The organism is Brevundimonas sp. NPDC007368 (genome assembly GCF_042869015.1).
Classification (GTDB): domain Bacteria; phylum Pseudomonadota; class Alphaproteobacteria; order Caulobacterales; family Caulobacteraceae; genus Brevundimonas.
On record NZ_JBIAFA010000004.1, the window covers coordinates 417,462 to 433,297 of the forward strand.

General features: G+C 68.7%; 14 protein-coding genes. 8 read left to right on the forward strand and 6 right to left on the reverse strand.

Translation table 11 applies throughout. The annotated features are described in order from the left end of the window. Positions 1-10: 10 nt before the first annotated feature. Genes ACFYLW_RS11235 through gpmA form a run of 3 tightly spaced genes read right to left on the reverse strand, consistent with a single transcriptional unit; the run spans position 11 to position 2,703 of the window. Positions 11-1,288 carry a pentapeptide repeat-containing protein gene (locus tag ACFYLW_RS11235; RefSeq protein ID WP_312064709.1) on the reverse strand — a complete coding sequence of 426 codons (1,278 nt, stop codon included), beginning with the start codon at positions 1,286-1,288 and terminating at the stop codon, positions 11-13. A gap of 60 nt (positions 1,289-1,348) precedes the next feature. Next, on the reverse strand, positions 1,349-1,981 hold the full coding sequence (locus ACFYLW_RS11240; RefSeq protein ID WP_312064711.1) for a bifunctional diaminohydroxyphosphoribosylaminopyrimidine deaminase/5-amino-6-(5-phosphoribosylamino)uracil reductase RibD: 633 nt from the start codon (positions 1,979-1,981) through the stop codon (positions 1,349-1,351). Then, positions 1,978-2,703 (reverse strand): 2,3-diphosphoglycerate-dependent phosphoglycerate mutase, encoded by a 726-nt coding sequence (gene gpmA, locus ACFYLW_RS11245; protein WP_312064713.1) that lies wholly within the window; start codon positions 2,701-2,703, stop codon positions 1,978-1,980. Before gpmA ends, ACFYLW_RS11240 begins: the two co-directional genes overlap by 4 nt. Positions 2,704-2,894: 191 nt before the next feature. On the opposite strand from gpmA, the gene ACFYLW_RS11250 reads away from it, so the two are divergent. The 3 genes from ACFYLW_RS11250 (at position 2,895) to ACFYLW_RS11260 (ending at position 7,149) form a co-directional block, all read left to right on the forward strand. Next, on the forward strand, positions 2,895-4,394 hold the full coding sequence (locus ACFYLW_RS11250; RefSeq protein ID WP_312064715.1) for a phosphomannomutase/phosphoglucomutase: 1,500 nt from the start codon (positions 2,895-2,897) through the stop codon (positions 4,392-4,394). A 41-nt stretch (positions 4,395-4,435) separates the two neighbouring features. Beyond that, positions 4,436-5,743 carry an FAD/NAD(P)-binding protein gene (locus ACFYLW_RS11255; protein ID WP_312064717.1) on the forward strand — a complete coding sequence of 436 codons (1,308 nt, stop codon included), beginning with the start codon at positions 4,436-4,438 and terminating at the stop codon, positions 5,741-5,743. 119 nt (positions 5,744-5,862) lie between these two features. Beyond that, positions 5,863-7,149, forward strand: a complete 1,287-nt coding sequence (locus ACFYLW_RS11260; protein ID WP_312064718.1) for a cystathionine gamma-synthase family protein — start codon at positions 5,863-5,865, stop codon at positions 7,147-7,149. Positions 7,150-7,188: 39 nt separating this feature from the next. Here the strand turns inward: ACFYLW_RS11260 and glmM are convergent, their stop codons facing one another. Next, on the reverse strand, positions 7,189-8,541 hold the full coding sequence (glmM, locus tag ACFYLW_RS11265; protein ID WP_312064719.1) for a phosphoglucosamine mutase: 1,353 nt from the start codon (positions 8,539-8,541) through the stop codon (positions 7,189-7,191). Between the two features lie 191 nt (positions 8,542-8,732). Here glmM and glmS point away from each other — a divergent pair, with 191 nt between their 5' ends. From glmS to ACFYLW_RS11290, 5 genes are all read left to right on the forward strand, one after another. Continuing rightward, positions 8,733-10,547: a glutamine--fructose-6-phosphate transaminase (isomerizing) gene (gene glmS, locus ACFYLW_RS11270; RefSeq protein ID WP_312064720.1), complete on the forward strand. Its 1,815-nt coding sequence runs from the start codon at positions 8,733-8,735 to the stop codon at positions 10,545-10,547. A gap of 85 nt (positions 10,548-10,632) precedes the next feature. Further along, the gene (galU, locus tag ACFYLW_RS11275) at positions 10,633-11,511 is read left to right on the forward strand and encodes a UTP--glucose-1-phosphate uridylyltransferase GalU (protein WP_312064722.1); all 879 of its coding nucleotides are present in this window, start codon (positions 10,633-10,635) and stop codon (positions 11,509-11,511) included. A 159-nt stretch (positions 11,512-11,670) separates the two neighbouring features. Next, positions 11,671-12,024, forward strand: coding sequence for a UrcA family protein (locus tag ACFYLW_RS11280; protein ID WP_312064723.1), 354 nt, complete (start codon positions 11,671-11,673; stop codon positions 12,022-12,024). Between the two features lie 138 nt (positions 12,025-12,162). Then, positions 12,163-13,398, forward strand: a complete 1,236-nt coding sequence (locus ACFYLW_RS11285; protein WP_312064724.1) for an NAD-dependent epimerase/dehydratase family protein — start codon at positions 12,163-12,165, stop codon at positions 13,396-13,398. 18 nt (positions 13,399-13,416) lie between these two features. Further along, a complete protein-coding gene (locus ACFYLW_RS11290; protein ID WP_312064726.1) occupies positions 13,417-14,355 on the forward strand; it encodes an NAD-dependent epimerase/dehydratase family protein in 939 nt (312 codons plus the stop codon). A 62-nt stretch (positions 14,356-14,417) separates the two neighbouring features. On the opposite strand, the gene ACFYLW_RS11295 is transcribed toward ACFYLW_RS11290, so the two are convergent. Further along, the gene (locus ACFYLW_RS11295; protein WP_292085041.1) at positions 14,418-15,041 is read right to left on the reverse strand and encodes an EipA family protein; all 624 of its coding nucleotides are present in this window, start codon (positions 15,039-15,041) and stop codon (positions 14,418-14,420) included. 242 nt (positions 15,042-15,283) lie between these two features. Further along, on the reverse strand, positions 15,284-15,835 hold the full coding sequence (locus tag ACFYLW_RS11300) for a TIGR00645 family protein (protein WP_292085040.1): 552 nt from the start codon (positions 15,833-15,835) through the stop codon (positions 15,284-15,286). Between the last annotated feature and the right edge of the window lies 1 nt (position 15,836).

Here is a 15,836-nt window from a genome sequence, read left to right on the forward strand (position 1 = left end):
CGTGCGCGTCTCAGGCGGCGAAGGCCTTGGTGTCCGCCGGATCCAGGCCGCGTGCGCCACCGATCTGGGCATCGGTGAAATCAGCCTGCTTGGTCTGGGCGCCGTGCATGATCGCCCGGCTGAGGTCCGCACCCTTGAGCACCGCGCGACGAAGGTCAGCCCCCGACAGATCCGCTCCGCGCAGGATGGCGCCCGACAGATCCGCCGGCAGCAACCGGTCGGCTCCCAACATCAACGGCCCCAACTGTGCTTCGCGCAGGTCCGATCCGTTCAGCTTGGCCCGTCCCAACCGCGCCCCGCGCAGGTCGGCCCGACGCAGATTGGCCGAGCGCAGGTCCGCGCCCTCCAGTTGCGCGCCCTGAAGCTGCACGCCTTCCATGTCCAGGCCGTAGAAGACCGCCCCCTTGGCCGACAGGGCCGTCAGGTTCAGGCCTCGAATGGATTCCAGCGGACGCAGGTCGACCCCGTCGAACACCGAGGGCTGGCCTTCGGCCCCGCCCGTCTCGCACCACTGGGCGTGGTCGCGCAGCATCTCGGCGGCGGGCATGCGGCTGACGGACTCGCCTGCCGGGCGGTTGTCGGTCAGGGCCCCTTCCATATTGGCCCCGTCGGTGCGCCACATGGCGGCTTTCACCCCCACCAGGATGGCGTCGGTCAGGTCAGCGCCCGACAGGTCCGCGCCCGAGAGGTCGGCCCCGGCCAAATCGGCGCCGGTGAAATTGGCCTGCTTCAGATTGGCCCGGACCAGCTTGCAGTCCTTCATGACAGCGTCGGTGAAGTCGGCGGCGATGGCCACCATGCCCGTCATGCGCGAGCGCTGCAGGTTGGCCCCGACCAGGCTGGCGCCCTGGGCCTGGGTGTCGCCGCGCTTCTGGGCCTCAATGACCCGAAAGCCCAGCTTGCCGTCGGCGGCCGCGATCGTGCCCTCTCGCAGGTCGGCCTCGAACAGGTCGGCGCCCGACAGGTCGGCGCCGCGCAGGCAGGCGCCGCGCAGGTCCGCCCGGCGCAGGCTGGCGTCGGTCAGGTTGATGTCCTGCATGTCCGCGCCGAAGAAGTTGGCGTTGTCCAGCTTTGCCCCGGACAGGTCGCAGCCATGCAGGCGAGCGGCGGCGAAGTCGGCGTCGGCCAGATTGCGTCCGCGCAGGGTCAGCCCCGACAGGTCCATCCAGGCGAAGACCGCGCGCGCGCCGCCGGGCTTGGCCTGCCACAGGCGGTCATGCTTGGCGCAGATCAGGTCGACCTCGGCCTGGGTCGGTTTCTTGCGGACAGGATCGGCGACATCGCTCATGACGCCAACATGGCTTACGGCCATTAAGGAAGCTTTGCGGAAACAGCCGTTTCCGCCTGCCTAGTCGGTCAGCAGACCCTGGTCGCGCAGGGCCTCGGCCAGTTCGCCCTCATGGGTCCACAGCCGGGTGTAGCCCGCTTCTCCCAGCCGGTTCAGCTCGGTCGTCAGATCGGCGCGCGGCGCGGCGACGAAGCGGCCGTCGAAGCCCTTGCCCTCCTCGCTGATGCGGACCATGGGCCGCCCGGTCTCCAGCCGATGCAGGAAACCTTCGCTCAGGACGGCGGCGTCCTCGGCGAGCAGGCCCGTCTCGACCGTCAGGCCCGACTGACGCAGGCGTTCGGTGCCCCGGCCCGAGGCGAAGGGCGAAGGATCAAGCGCGGCGATGACCACCCGCTCGACCCCGGCCTCGGCCAGGAAGTGGGCGCAGGACTTGCGGCCGGACGAGCGCGCGCCGCAGGGCTCCAGCGTGACATAGGCGGTCGCGCCCTTCACGGCCTCGCCGGCGGCGGGCACGGCCTGTTCCTCGGCGTGGGGACGTCCGCCCGGCGCCGTGGCGGCCTCGGCCAGCACGACCCCGTCCTTGACCAGGACGCAGCCGACCGCCGGGTTGGGCCAGGTCTCGCCCATCCGCGCCAGCGCCAGATCAATGGCGCGGCGCATGTGGACGGCGTCGTCCTTTGAAGACGTGCTCACGCGCCCACGCTCGCAATGGGCGGCAGGGCTTGCGCCCGGCCCTGGTCCAGATAGCGGGCGGCGACCGGCTTCAGGTCGGCGTTCAGGTCGATCTCCAGCGGATTGCCGGTGGGGATTTCCACGCCGACGATCTGGTCATCCGGCACGGCGAACAGCAGCTTGACGATGGCCCGCAGCGAGTTGCCGTGGGCGGCGATCAACACGTCCTCGCCCGCCTTCAGGCGCGGGGCGATCTCGGCGTCCCAATAGGGCTGGACCCGGTCCAGGGTGGTCTTCAGGCTCTCGGTGTCGGGGATGGACTTGCCCGCGTAGCGCGGGTCGGCGTCGAAATCGAACTCGCCGCCCGGCGCCAGAGGCGGCGGCGGCACGTCATAGCTGCGGCGCCAGACCTTGACCTGATCCTCGCCGTGCTTGGCCGCCGTCTCGGCCTTGTCCAGACCGGTCAACCCGCCATAGTGGCGCTCGTTCAGGCGCCAGTCCTCGACGACCGGCACGTTCTTCAGTCCGGCCGAATCCAGCGCCAGGGCGCCGGTGCGTTTGGCCCGCGTCAGGACCGAGGTGAACATGACGGCGGGCTTGAAGCCGGCCTCGGCGATCAACTCGCCGCCGCGCCGCGCCTGGGCTTCGCCCTCGGCGGTCAGATCGACGTCCACCCAGCCGGTGAAGCGGTTTTCCAGGTTCCACTGGCTCTGGCCGTGGCGGAGCAGGATCAGGCGGGGCATGGGCGTCTCCAAAACTTCCCCTTCGCGTAGGCCGTGGATGCGGGGGCGGTCAAGGTTTCACGATGCGGGACAGGATGCAGCCGGAACCGCCGACGCGCGTTGTTGGCCTCTCGGGGGACGACCGCTATACCGCGACGCTAGGGTTGCGGGCGGATCACGCCCCGCCCATTCGCCGACCCTCAGGAAGACCCATGTTCAAACCGCGCCAGGACATCCGCCCCAATACGGCGGCGTACGAAACCCTTCCGCTGGTCAAGCCGACGGGCTTCCGCGAGTACGACGCGCGCTGGATTCTGGAAAAGGAGATCAACCTTCTGGGCATTCAGGCCCTGGGTCTCGGCCTGGCCACCTATGCGCATGAGATCGGCGTGCGTCCGCGCATCGCCGTCGGCCACGACTTCCGCTCCTATTCCCTGTCGGTGAAGCAGGCCTTGATCCTCGGCCTGCTGGAAGGCGGCATGGAGGTGGTCGACATCGGCCTGGCCCTGTCGCCCATGGCCTATTATGCTCAATTCGCCCTGGACTGCCCCTGCGTGGCCATGGTCACGGCCAGCCACAACGAGAACGGCTGGACCGGGGTCAAGATGGGCGCCCAGGCCCCCCTGACCTTCGGCCCCGACGAAATGACCCGCCTGAAGGCGATCGTCCTGAACGGCGAGGGCGTCGCCCGCCCCGGCGGCCGCGTCGAGCGCGTCGAGGGCTTCCGCGAGCAGTATATCAAGGACGTCGCCTCCAAGCTGAAGCTGTCCCGCCCGCTCAAGGTCGTCGCCGCCTGCGGCAACGGCACCGCCGGCGCCTTTGCCCCCGAGGCCCTGCGCCTGATGGGCTGTGAAGTGATCGAGATGGACACCCACCTCGACTGGACCTTCCCCAAATACAATCCGAACCCGGAAGACCACGTCATGCTGGTCGCCATGGCTGAAAAGGTGAAGGAGACGGGCGCCGACCTGGCCCTGGGCTTCGACGGCGACGGCGACCGCTGCGGCGTGGTGGACGACACGGGCGAGGAGATCTTCGCCGACAAGATCGGCCTGATGCTGGCCCGCGACCTGTCGGCCATCCATCCGAACGCGACCTTCGTCGTCGATGTGAAGTCGACCGGCCTTTACAAGACCGACGAAGTGCTCAAGGCCAATGGCGCCGAAACCGTCTACTGGAAGACCGGCCACTCCTACATCAAGCGCAAGACCGCCGAACTGGGCGCCCTGGCCGGGTTCGAGAAGTCGGGCCACTTCTTCCTGTCGGGCGACCTGGGCCACGGCTATGACGACGGCCTGGTCGCCGCCGGCGCCGTCCTGGCCATGCTGGACCGCAACCCCGGCAAATCGCTGAGCGAACTGAAGTCCGCCTTGCCCGACGCCTGGACCAGCCTGACCATGTCGCCCCACTGCGACGACGAGCTGAAGTACGACGTCCTGGCCAAGATCGTGAAGGAATACGAAGATCTGGCCGCAAGCGGCGGCTCGATCCTGGGCCGCAGGATCGTCGAGGCCATCACCGTCAACGGCGTGCGCGTTCACCTCGAGGACGGCTCCTGGGTCCTGGTCCGCGCCTCCAGCAACAAGCCGGAACTGGTGGTGGTGGTCGAGAGCATGCGCTCCGCCGACGACATGCGCGACCTGTTCAGGAAAGAGGTCAAACCGCGCCTCGCCGCCCATCCCGAGATCGGCGCCTTCAATCAGGAAATCTGAATCCCTTTGACGCGACGTGACGGCTCTGGCGTGGTGACCCGATGAACGACGCCTCCTCCCTGCCCGTGGTCATCGTCGGCGGCGGCTTCTCGGGCGCCATGCTGGCCGCCCGCCTGGCCGAGCGCGGCCAGGCCTCGGTCCTGATCGAGCGCGGCGAGGCTTTCGGCCCCGGCGTGGCCTATTCGGCGACGCTGGACGTCCATCGCCTGAACGTGCGCGCCGAAAGGATGAGCGCCCTGGTCGATCAACCGGGCGACTTCGTCGACTGGCTGAGGGCAAACAAGCCCGACCACGCCGATCCGAACGGCTTTCCGCCGCGCCGGCTCTACGGCCTTTACGTTCGCGACCGGCTGGACGCGGTCGCGGCCTCGCGCCGCAGCCTGATCCGGCGCGTGACGGGACAGGCGGTCGCCATCGACGGCCAGACCGTGGCCCTGTCGGACGGTCGCCGCATTGAAGGCCGGGCCGTGGTGCTGGCCACCGGCAATCCCGCGCCGCGCAATACGCCGACGGGGCAGAGTCCGCGCGTCCTGTCTGATCCCTGGGCGCCGGGCGTTCTGGAGCGCATCCAGCCCGATGACGCCGTCCTGATCCTCGGCTCGGGCCTGACCATGGTCGACGTGGTTCTGGCGCTGCAGGCCCAGGGCTGGCGCGGCCGGGCGACGGCGTTGTCACGACGCGGTCTTCTGCCCCGCGCCCACGGCGAACATCATGACGCGCCGGTCGCCCTGCCGCCCGAAGCCCTGACCGGCGCTCTGTCGCACCGTCTGGCCTCGGCCCGGCGGCTGGCGCGCGAGCATGGCTGGCGCCGCGTCATGGAGGGCTATCGCCCGACCACCGCCGAGCTGTGGCGCGCCGCGACGACGGCCGAACGCGCCCGCTTCCTGCGCCATCTGCGGCCCTGGTGGGACGTCCACCGCCACCGCATCGCGCCCGAGATCGCCGCGACGCTGGACGCCCTGATCGCCGAGGGCCGGTTGAGCGTCCGCGCCGGCCGCGTCCGCGCCGCCGAAGTCTCCGGCGACGCCGTAACCCTGACCGTCAACGCTCCCGGCGGCGCGGTTCAGACCTTGACGGCCCAATGGCTGATCGACTGCACCGGCCCCGGCCATAGCGCGGCCACGACGCCCCTGACCGCCGCCCTGATCGCCGAAGGCCGCGCCCGACTGGACCCGCTGAAACTGGGTCTCGACCTGGACGAGACGGGCCGCATCCTGCACGCCGACGGGACAGTCGACCCCGACCTCTACGTCCTTGGCCCGCCCGCCCGCGCCGCCCTGTGGGAGACCATCGCCGTGCCGGACCTCCGCCAGAGGATCGAGCAGTTGAGCCAGGCGCTGACGACCTGACCCGCTTGCGGAGCGCGGGTCGAAACGTCCAACAAACTGTAGCTTCCTCTCAAGTCCATGGCGGCTGGCGGCCCCTTCCTGGGTCGGCTATCACCCGCTCAGGAGAGGAAATATAAAAAATGAACCGTCACCGCACCCGCGTTCTTGGGGATCGCACCCTCGCGCCTGAAACCCTGATGATGGGCTATGGCTATGATCCGGCCCTGTCGGAGGGGGCGATCAAGGCGCCCCTGTTCCAGTCGTCCACCTTCGTCTTCAAGTCGGCCGAGGACGGCAAGCGCTTCTTCGAGGTCGCCTACGGCCTGCGTCAGCGCGACCCGGACGAGGCGCTCGGCCTGATCTATTCGCGCATCAACAACCCCAACCTGGAAATCCTCGAGGACCGCCTCGCCGTCTGGGACAAGGCCGACAAGGCCCTGGTCTTCTCGACCGGCATGGCCGCCATCTCGACCGCCATGTTGGCCATGGTGCGCCCCGGCGACGTCATCCTCTATACGGCCCCGGCCTATGGCGGCACCGAATACCTGTTCGACCGCATCCTGCCCCGCTACGGCGTCAAGGCGATCAGCGTCCCGGCCGCCGAAGGCGCCGACGCCCTGGACGCCGCCATGGTCGCGGCCGCCGCCGAGGCGAAAACGACCGGCGGACGCCTGGCCGCCGTCTATCTGGAGACCCCCGCCAACCCGACCAACCAGCTGGTCGACATCGCCCGCGCCGTGGCCGGCGCCAAGGCCGTGGATCAGGCCGAGCGCCCGATCGTGGCGGTGGACAACACCTTCCTCGGGCCCCTGTGGCAGAGCCCGCTGGAGCTGGGGGCGGACCTCGTCCTCTACTCCCTGACCAAGTATGTCGGCGGCCATTCCGACCTGATCGCCGGCGGCTGCATGGGCGCAGCCGACCTGATGGCGCGGGTGGGCGAGATGCGCACCATCTGCGGCACCAACACCGATCCGCACACCGCCTGGCTGCTGCTGCGCAGTCTGGAGACCCTGCATATCCGCATGGAGCGGGCCCAGGAAAACGCCCTGATCCTGGCCGAGCGTCTGCGCGCCGATCCGCGCGTCAGCGCCGTCCTGACCGCCGGCGGGCCGGACGCCTCGCCGGACCAGCAGGCCATCTTCGCGGCCCAGTGCAAGGGCTCGGGCTCGACCTTCTCGCTGGAGCTGCCCGGCGGCGAGGCCGAGGCCTTCCGCATGCTGAACGCCCTGCGGCTGTTCAAGCTGGCCGTCAGCCTGGGCGGCGCCGAGAGCCTGGCCTCGCACCCGTCCAGCATGACCCACTCGGACTATACGCCCGAGGCCAAGCAACGCAGCGGCATCGGCGACAACCTGGTGCGGCTGTCGGTCGGGATCGAGAACGTCGAGGACCTTTGGGCCGACCTGCAACAGGCCCTGGCCGCGATCTGAGGCGGCAGGCGGGCGCCGTTCGCGGCGCCCGCCGAACCCTTACTGACCCGCCGCCTTCACCGCCGCCGAGACCTCGGCGACGACCCGCTTGACCAGGGCCTCGTCGTCGCCCTCGGCCATGACGCGGATCAGCTTTTCGGTGCCGGACGGACGCACCAGCAGGCGGCCCGAGCCGTTCAGGGCGGCCTCCGCCTCGGCCATGGCGGCCTTGACCTTGGCGTCCTCCAGCGGCTTGCCGGCGCTGTAGCGCACGTTCTGCAGCAGTTGCGGCACCGGCTCGAACTGGCGCGCCAGATCGCTCATCGGCACGCCGGTCTCGACCAGAACCGCCAGCACCTGCAGCGCCGCCATCAGGCCGTCGCCGGTCGTGGCGTGGTCCTTCAGGATGATGTGGCCCGACTGCTCCCCGCCGATGTTGAAGCCGCCGGCGCGCATCCGCTCCATGACGTAGCGGTCGCCGACCTTGGTCCGCTCCAGCGTCAGGCCCTCGGCTTGCAGTTTCCGCTCCAGCCCCAGGTTGGACATGACGGTGGCGACCACCCCCTTGCCGTTCAGTCGCCCGCGTTTGGCCCAGTCCAGACCGATCAGGGCCATGATCTGGTCGCCGTCGACCACATGGCCCTTTTCGTCGCAGATGATGACCCGGTCGGCGTCGCCGTCCAGGGCGATGCCGATGTCGCAGCGATAACGCTTCACCGCCTCGGACACGGCCTCGGGATGGGTGGAGCCGCACTCGGCGTTGATGTTCAGGCCGTTCGGCTCGACGCCGACGGGGAAGACCTCGGCCCCCAGCTCATAGAGGGTGGTCGGCGCCACGCGGTAGCCGGCGCCGTTGGCGCAGTCGATGGCGATGCGCAGACCCTTGAGGCTGAGCCGCTTGGGGAAGGCCGACTTGGCGATCTCGATATAGCGCGGCGGGGCGTCGTCGATGCGCTTGACCCGGCCCAGCTTGTTGGCGGGGGCCAGATCCTGATCCAGGCCCTCGTCCATCATGGCCTCGATCTTCAGTTCGATCTCGTCCGACAGCTTGTAGCCGTCCGGCCCGAACAGCTTGATGCCGTTGTCGGCGTAGTCGTTGTGCGAGGCCGAGATCATGATGCCCAGATCGGCGCGCATCGAGCGCGTCATCATGGCCACGCCCGGCGTCGGCAGGGGGCCGAAGGTGCGCACGTCCATGCCCACGCTGGCCAGACCAGCCACGAGCGCCGGCTCGATCATGTAGCCGGACAGACGCGTGTCCTTGCCGATCACCACCAGGTGGCGACGGTCGTCGTCGGTGCGGAACAGCTTGCCCGCCGCCAGACCCACCCGCAGCGCGACCTCGGCCGTCATCGGATGGGTGTTGGCCCGGCCGCGAATGCCGTCGGTGCCGAAGTATTTTCTCTCGCCCAAGGGCGTCGTCCTTCCCTGGCGGCCCGGACGGTTTGCAAAGAAACCTTCCGAAACCCATTTTTTGATGTCGCCGGCCTTGGCTTCCCCTAGACGAAAATCAAAGGGCGAGACGGGCTGAACCCTCTCGCTTACCTCCTATGGCGGCCTCGCGCAAAGCGTGACCGCCCGGCCCCTTCACCGGAGCAGACCTCATGTGCGGCATCATCGGCATCACGGGCGCAGGCGCCGTCGTTCCCCGTCTGATCGACAGCCTGAAGCGGCTGGAATACCGCGGCTATGACTCCGCCGGCATCGCCGCCGTCGTCGACGGCCGCATCGAACGCCGCCGCGCCAAGGGCAAGATCCGCGAACTGGAGGCCGTTCTGGCCGCCGAGCCCCTGTCTGGCACCATCGGCATCGGCCACACCCGCTGGGCCACCCACGGCGCCCCGACCACCGCCAACGCCCACCCGCACAAGGCCGGCCGCGTCTGCCTGGTCCACAACGGCATCATCGAGAACTTCGCCGAGCTGAAGGCCGAGCTGGAGGCCGAGGGCCGCGTCTTCGAGAGCCAGACCGACACCGAGGTCGTCGCCCATCTGCTGGACCACAAGCTGGCGGCGGGCCTGGCCCCGCTGGACGCCTTCAAGGCGACCCTGGACCGTCTGACCGGGGCCTATGCCCTGGCCGTCCTGATCGAGGGCGAGGACGACCTGATCCTGGGCGCCCGCCGCGGCAGCCCCCTGGTCGTCGGCTGGGGCGAGGGCGAGATGTACCTGGGCTCGGACGCCCTGGCCGTCGGCCCCTTCACCCAGAAGATCTCCTATCTGGAAGAAGGCGATTACGTCGCCATGACCCGTTCAGGCGCGCGCATGTTCGACGCCTCGGGCCATCCCGCCGACCGCGCCATCGTGCAGGTCTCGGCTTCGTCGGCCATGGTCGAGAAGGGCGCCTATCGCCACTTCATGGAGAAGGAAGTCCACGAACAGCCCGACAGCGTCCAGCACACCCTGTCGGAATACCTCGACCTGGTGACCGGCGCGGCCAAGCCGCAAGCCATCGACTTCGCCGCCGTCGACCGCATCCAGATCATCGCCTGCGGCACCGCCTTCTACGCCGGCCAGATCGGCAAATACGCCTTCGAAAAGTATGCGGGCCTGCCCTGCGACGTCGAGATCGCCTCGGAGTTCCGCTACCGCTCCCCGGCCCTGACGCCGGGTACGGTGGCCGTGGCCGTCAGCCAGTCGGGCGAGACCGCCGACACCCTGGCCAGCCTGACCTGGTGCAAGGCGCAGGGGCTCAAGACCGCCGCCGTCGTCAACGTCCACACCTCGTCCATGGCGCGCGAGGCCGAGGTCCTGTGGCCGACCCACGCCGGGCCGGAAATCGGCGTGGCCTCGACCAAGGCCTTCACCGCCCAGGTCTCGGCCCTGCTGGCCCTCGCCGTCGCCGCCGGGGTGGCGCGCGGCCGCATCGACGCCGCCCGCGAGGCCGAACTGGTCAAGGCCCTGTTCGAGGCCCCGCGCCTGATCGCCGAAGCCCTGCAGATGGACGGCCAGATCCGCGCCATCGCCCACGACCTGGCCAAGGCGACCGACGTGCTGTTCCTGGGCCGAGGCGCCATGTTCCCCCTGGCCATGGAGGGGGCGCTGAAGCTGAAGGAGATCAGCTACATCCACGCCGAAGGCTACGCCGCCGGCGAGCTGAAGCACGGCCCCATCGCCCTGGTGGACGAAAAGACCCCGATCATCGCCCTAGCCCCGCTGGACGAGGTCTATGAGAAGACCGCCTCCAACCTGCAGGAAGTGGCCGCCCGCGGCGGCCCGGTGGTCATGATCGCCCCGGCGAGCGCGCCCGCCCCGCACGGCGCCGGCATCCGCCGCGTCGACGCTCCCGATTGCCAGCCCCTGATCGCGCCCCTGGTCTATGCCGTCCCGGTCCAGCTGCTGGCCTATTACACCGCCGTCCAGAAGGGCACGGACGTCGACCAGCCCCGCAACCTGGCCAAGTCGGTGACGGTGGAATGAGGGGAACCTGAACCCTCAGGCGCCGTTTGGAACGGTCACGGTTTGCGCCTATGACAGGCGCCTAACGGCTGTTTCAGGACGACTGATGACGACTTCCCCCGCGCGCCTTCGCAAGGCGGTTCTCCCTGTGGCCGGCCTGGGCACCCGCGTCCTGCCCGGCACCAAGACCACGCCCAAGGAGCTGCTGAACGTCGTCGACCGGCCGATCCTGTCCTACATCGTCGAAGAGGCGCGCGAGGCGGGGATCGAGCACATCGTCTTCGTCACTGGCCGCGCCAAACAGGCCATCGAGGACTATTTCGACCACCAGATCGAGCTTGAGGCCCAGCTGGCGGCCAAGGGCAAGACCGAGATCCTGGCGGCCATGAACGCCGAACTGGCCACCGCCGGCGAGATGAGCTTCACCCGCCAGATGCAGCCCAAGGGCCTGGGCCACGCCGTCTGGTGCGCCCGTGACATCATCGGCCATGAGCCCTTCGCCGTCATCCTGCCCGACGTCATCGTGGACTCCCAGCCCGGCGCCCTGAAGCAGCTGGCGGACCTGTACGCCGAGGTCGGCGGCAATGTCATCGGCGTCGAAGCCGTGCCGGAATCCGAGACCCACAAGTACGGCATCGTCGATCCGTCGAGCCGCGACGGCCGCCGCTTCGCCATGAAGGGCATGGTCGAGAAGCCCAAGCAGGGCACGGCCCCGTCCAATATGTCGATCTCGGGCCGCTACATCCTGCAGCCGGAAATCTTCGACCTGCTGGAAACCCAGGAGAGCGGCGCGGGCGGCGAGATCCAGCTGACCGACGCCATGGACCGGCTGATGAAGAGCCAGACCTTCACCGCCTACGAGTACGAGGGCGTGACCCACGACTGCGGCGACAAGATCGGCCTGCTGCGCGCCAACGTCGCCCTGGCCCTGAAGCGTCCCGACCTGGGCGAGGCGGCGCGGGCGGCGATCACCGCCCTGCTCTGAACTTGTCCGTCCCCGAGAACGCGCTTTTGACGTTCGCCGGGCGGAACGACGCGTTTCATTGAGAACAAAAAGCGCGCCGGCCTGTTGTCAGACATCAGTCGGACGCTGGCCTTTTGAGGAGGGACAAGCGCAGCGGAAGGGCGATCAGGAGATCGCAAGATGCAATCGACGATCATTGGAGCAGTCCTGCTTCTGGCTGCAACCGCACCGAACGGCGCTCAGAGCCAAATCCAAACCACTCGCCCCATCGAAGGCGCCGAAGCCGTCATGGTTTCCTATGCCGACCTCGACCTGAACCAGCCGACACAGGCTGGAATTCTTGACCGCCGGCTCAAGGCGGCGGCACGGCGGACCTGCGACACGGCCAAGCTGCCGATGGACCATTATCTGGTCCGCCACTGGTGCATCAGGGACGCCGTGGCGGACGGCTGGGCCCAGGTCGCCGCCCATCGCGCGGACGGCTACGCCGCCAAGCCCACGGTGATCCTCGCGGCGCTGAGAACGCATCCCTAGCCCAGAACGCCGCGCGGGTTCCCGAGGCCCCAGCAGCCGGCGCGGTTCCGCCGCAGGGGTCCTGCATCGCCGCCGCTTTCGCCTGCCCGCGCCATCGGCTAGGCAGGAGGGAGTGATGGACGACACAGGGTTCTACCGATGCGCGTGATGATCCTCGGCGGCGACGGTTTCTGCGGCTGGCCGACGGCCCTGCACCTCTCGGCGCGCGGCTGGGAGGTCTTGATCGTCGATAACCTCAGCCGTCGCAACATCGACAATGAGCTGGAGGTCCAGTCCCTGACCCCCATCCGCACCATGGGCGAACGCATCAAGGCGTGGAATGAGGTCAGCGGCCGCACCATCGACTTCGTCAATCTGACGGTCGGCAAGGAGTTCGACCGACTGGTCGCCCTGATCAAGGACTGGGCGCCCGACAGCGTCGTCCACTTCGCCGAACAGCGGGCCGCCCCCTATTCGATGAAGTCGGCGCGGCACAAGCTCTACACCGTCGACAACAATCTGAACGCCACCAACCATCTGCTGGCGGCCATCGTCGAGAGCGGACGGGACGTCCACCTGGCCCACCTCGGGACCATGGGGGTCTATGGCTACACCACCGCCGGCCTGCGCATTCCCGAGGGCTATCTGAAGGTCACGGTCGACACCGACCACGGTCCGACCGAGCAGGAGATCCTGTTCCCGCCGAACCCCGGCTCCATCTATCACATGACCAAGACCCAGGACGCCCTGCTGTTCCAGTTCTACGCCAAGAACGACGGGCTGCGGATCACCGACCTGCACCAGGGCATCGTCTGGGGCGCCCAGACCGAGGAGACGAAGCAGGACGAACGCCTAATCAACCGCTTCGACTATGACGGCGATTACGGCACGGTGCTCAACCGCTTCCTGATGCAGGCCGCGGTCGGCTATCCGCTGACGGTCCACGGCTCGGGCGGTCAGACCCGCGCCTTCATCCATATCCAGGACACGGTGCGCTGCGTCGAGCTGGCGCTGAACAACCCGCCGAAGTCCGGCGACCGGGTCAAGATCCTCAACCAGATGACCGAGAGCCGCCGCGTACGCGATCTGGCCCGGATGGTGGCCGACATGACCGGCGCCGAAGTCCACAACGTCGCCAACCCGCGTCAGGAAGCCGACGAGAACGAACTGGTCGTCGCCAATGACCAGTTCCGCGACCTGGGCCTGAAGCCCATCACCCTGGCCGAGGGCCTGATGGCCGACGTGACCGACATCGCCCGCCGCTACGCCGACCGCGCCGACCGATCCAAGATCGCCTGCGTCTCGGCCTGGAACGACAAGCGCGCCGAAGCGCTGCAGTCTCAGGGGGCGGACACAGCCCCCGCCGCCGCCCCCGTCGTCGTCAAGACCGCCTGATCGCCTGACCGGACCGCCATGACCCAGCCTGCCCCCGCCGCCCCTTCGCTTCTGGTCTTCGGCGGCGGCTATCTGGGGCTTGAGGCGGCGCGCGAGGCGATACGCAGGGGCGGCCGCGCCCTGGCCACCTCGCGCGATCCGGCGCGGCGCAAAGAGCTGACCGAGGCGGGCGTCGTCGCCGTCGATCCCGCCGACGCCGAGGCCATGCAGACCGCCGTCGCCGAGGCCTCGGCCATCCTGATCACCGCCGCGCCCGACGGCGCCGGCTGTCCGGGCCTCAAGGCCCTGATCCCGGCCATCAGCGCCGCCCAGGCCTATCCCGACTGGATCGGCTATGTCTCATCGACCGCCGTCTATGGCGATCGGGCGGGCGGCTGGGCCTTCGAGGACGACGAGTTGAACGCCGCCAGCCTGGAGGGGGCACGTCGCGTGCGGGCCGAGCAGGACTGGCTGGACGCCGGGCGCGGCATGGGGCTGACGGTGCAGATCTTCCGCCTGCCCGCCATCTATGGGCCCGGCCGCTCGCCGCTGGACCGCCTGCGCGACGGCAGCGCCCGGCTGGTGAAGAAGCCCGGTCAGGTCTTCAACCGCATCCATGTCGAGGATGCCGTCGCCGGCTTCTTCGCCTCCATGGCCCGTCCCCATCCAGGCCGCGCCTACACCCTGTCCGACGACGAACCGGCCCCGGCGGACGTGGTGATGGCGGGGGGGGCGGCACGCCTGGGCCTGCCCCTGCCGCCCGAGGTGTCGCTGGACGACCCGTCGGTGTCGGACGCCATGCGCCGCTTCTACAACGACTCCAAGCGCCTCTCGAACGCCCGCGCCAAGGCCGAGCTGGGCTGGCGGCCCCAATACCCGACCTGGCGCGAGGGGCTAGAAAGCATCCTCACGGCGCCTTCGCCGCAAGCGCACCCCTCAAGGCGCTCAAACAGTCCGCCGCCGCGCGGCGGACGCTAGCGCTCTAAAATGCCGCTCAAGCAGCGAGCGGCCGCGTCGCGAGCGTTAGCGCCCCTTCTTCCTTAGAAAGGAAGAATGTTCCGCTGACGGCTGTAGCTCATGGTGCCGACATTGGCGCCCAGGCGCAGGCCGACGCCGGTGCGGATCGGGGCCAGAACGATGCCGTCGGCCCGCTGATAGTTCACGCCCAGACCCGCGACCAGATAGGCCGAGCCCTCGACGCCGGGGTAACGACGATAGAGCATGTCGGGGTGATAGAGGCCGTAGACCAGGGTGAAGACCCGGCTGGCGTTGCCGCCGACGTCCCAGCCGACCGAGGCCCCCTGCCAGAAGACCTCCTGCGAGGCGGACAGGTCCTTCATGTGCAGGGCGCCGCGGCCGTAGCGCACACCCACCACGGCGGCCCCGGCGGCTTCCTCACCGGCGATATAGGCGGTCGGGCGGTCGCCCTGTTCGGCGAAGATGCGCTCGATGGCCGAGCCCATGGCCTCGGCGGCGATGCCCATTTCACGCGAGCCGGCGGCGACCAGTTCCTCGAAGGTATAGGCCTGGGCCGTCTGATCCGAGGCGATCGGATAGTTGGGGTCGGTCGGCTGGCGCGTCGAGGCGCAGGCGCCGAGGCCGGCGGGCAGGGCGCCGGCGGCGGCGAGACCAAGGCTGGTGCGGATCAGTTGGCGGCGATGCATGTCGAGGCTCCTGACAGGGGACGGGTCGCCCATCGTCGCGGGCTTGGCCCACCGTCCGTGTCTTTTGCGGCAGCCTTGGGGCTTTAAGGTTAACCGAACCTTGCTTGGCCGTATTGGAGGCCGCCAAAGCCAATCAAGCCTTTGTCAGCAGCCCCCGGACGCCGCTAGAAGCCCCAATATCGCGGGCCTCGAGTAGCGCGTAAGCGCGATAGGCCCCAAAAAGAAAACACTAGGGCGAAGCCCTAGTGCTTGTCGGTCTTGGCGGCGACCCAGTCCATGACCGCGAGCAGGACGCCCGAGGCCACGAAGGTCAGGTGGATGATCACCGCCCACATCAGCCCGGCCTCGTCCAGGGGATGGCCCGGCTTGCCGATGTTCATGAAGCTCTTGAGCAGGTAGATGGCCGAGATCGCCACGATGGAGGCGATCAGCTTCATCTTCAGACCCGAGAAGTCGACCGAGCCCATCCACGGCGGCCGGTCGACATGGTTCTCGTCCAGGTCCAACTTGGACACGAAGTTCTCATAGCCCGAATAAAGAACAATCAGCAGCAGATTGCCCGCCAGCGACAGGTCCACGAGGCTGAGGATGGCCAGGATGGCGCCGTCCGACCCCATATGGCCTTCGCCGACGATAAAGGCCTGCGGCACGTAGTAGATCAGCTCGCGCACGAAGACGACGAGCAGCATCACCAGGGCCGCCACCAGGCCGAGATAAAAGGGTGCCATCAGCCAGCGGGCGCGGAACAGGTTGCGCTCGAAGGTGGTCTCCGCCCAGGGTTTCTTGTCCGCCATG

Coding starts and splice junctions, on each gene's coding strand:
- ACFYLW_RS11235 (WP_312064709.1), bottom strand. CDS start 1,288: ATGAGCGATGTCGCCGATCCTGTCCGCAAGAAACCGACCCAGGCCGAG.
- gpmA (WP_312064713.1), bottom strand. CDS start 2,703: ATGCCCCGCCTGATCCTGCTCCGCCACGGCCAGAGCCAGTGGAACCTG.
- ACFYLW_RS11250 (WP_312064715.1), top strand. CDS start 2,895: ATGTTCAAACCGCGCCAGGACATCCGCCCCAATACGGCGGCGTACGAA.
- ACFYLW_RS11255 (WP_312064717.1), top strand. CDS start 4,436: ATGAACGACGCCTCCTCCCTGCCCGTGGTCATCGTCGGCGGCGGCTTC.
- ACFYLW_RS11260 (WP_312064718.1), top strand. CDS start 5,863: ATGAACCGTCACCGCACCCGCGTTCTTGGGGATCGCACCCTCGCGCCT.
- glmS (WP_312064720.1), top strand. CDS start 8,733: ATGTGCGGCATCATCGGCATCACGGGCGCAGGCGCCGTCGTTCCCCGT.
- galU (WP_312064722.1), top strand. CDS start 10,633: ATGACGACTTCCCCCGCGCGCCTTCGCAAGGCGGTTCTCCCTGTGGCC.
- ACFYLW_RS11280 (WP_312064723.1), top strand. CDS start 11,671: ATGCAATCGACGATCATTGGAGCAGTCCTGCTTCTGGCTGCAACCGCA.
- ACFYLW_RS11285 (WP_312064724.1), top strand. CDS start 12,163: ATGCGCGTGATGATCCTCGGCGGCGACGGTTTCTGCGGCTGGCCGACG.
- ACFYLW_RS11290 (WP_312064726.1), top strand. CDS start 13,417: ATGACCCAGCCTGCCCCCGCCGCCCCTTCGCTTCTGGTCTTCGGCGGC.
- ACFYLW_RS11295 (WP_292085041.1), bottom strand. CDS start 15,041: ATGCATCGCCGCCAACTGATCCGCACCAGCCTTGGTCTCGCCGCCGCC.
- ACFYLW_RS11300 (WP_292085040.1), bottom strand. CDS start 15,835: ATGGCGGACAAGAAACCCTGGGCGGAGACCACCTTCGAGCGCAACCTG.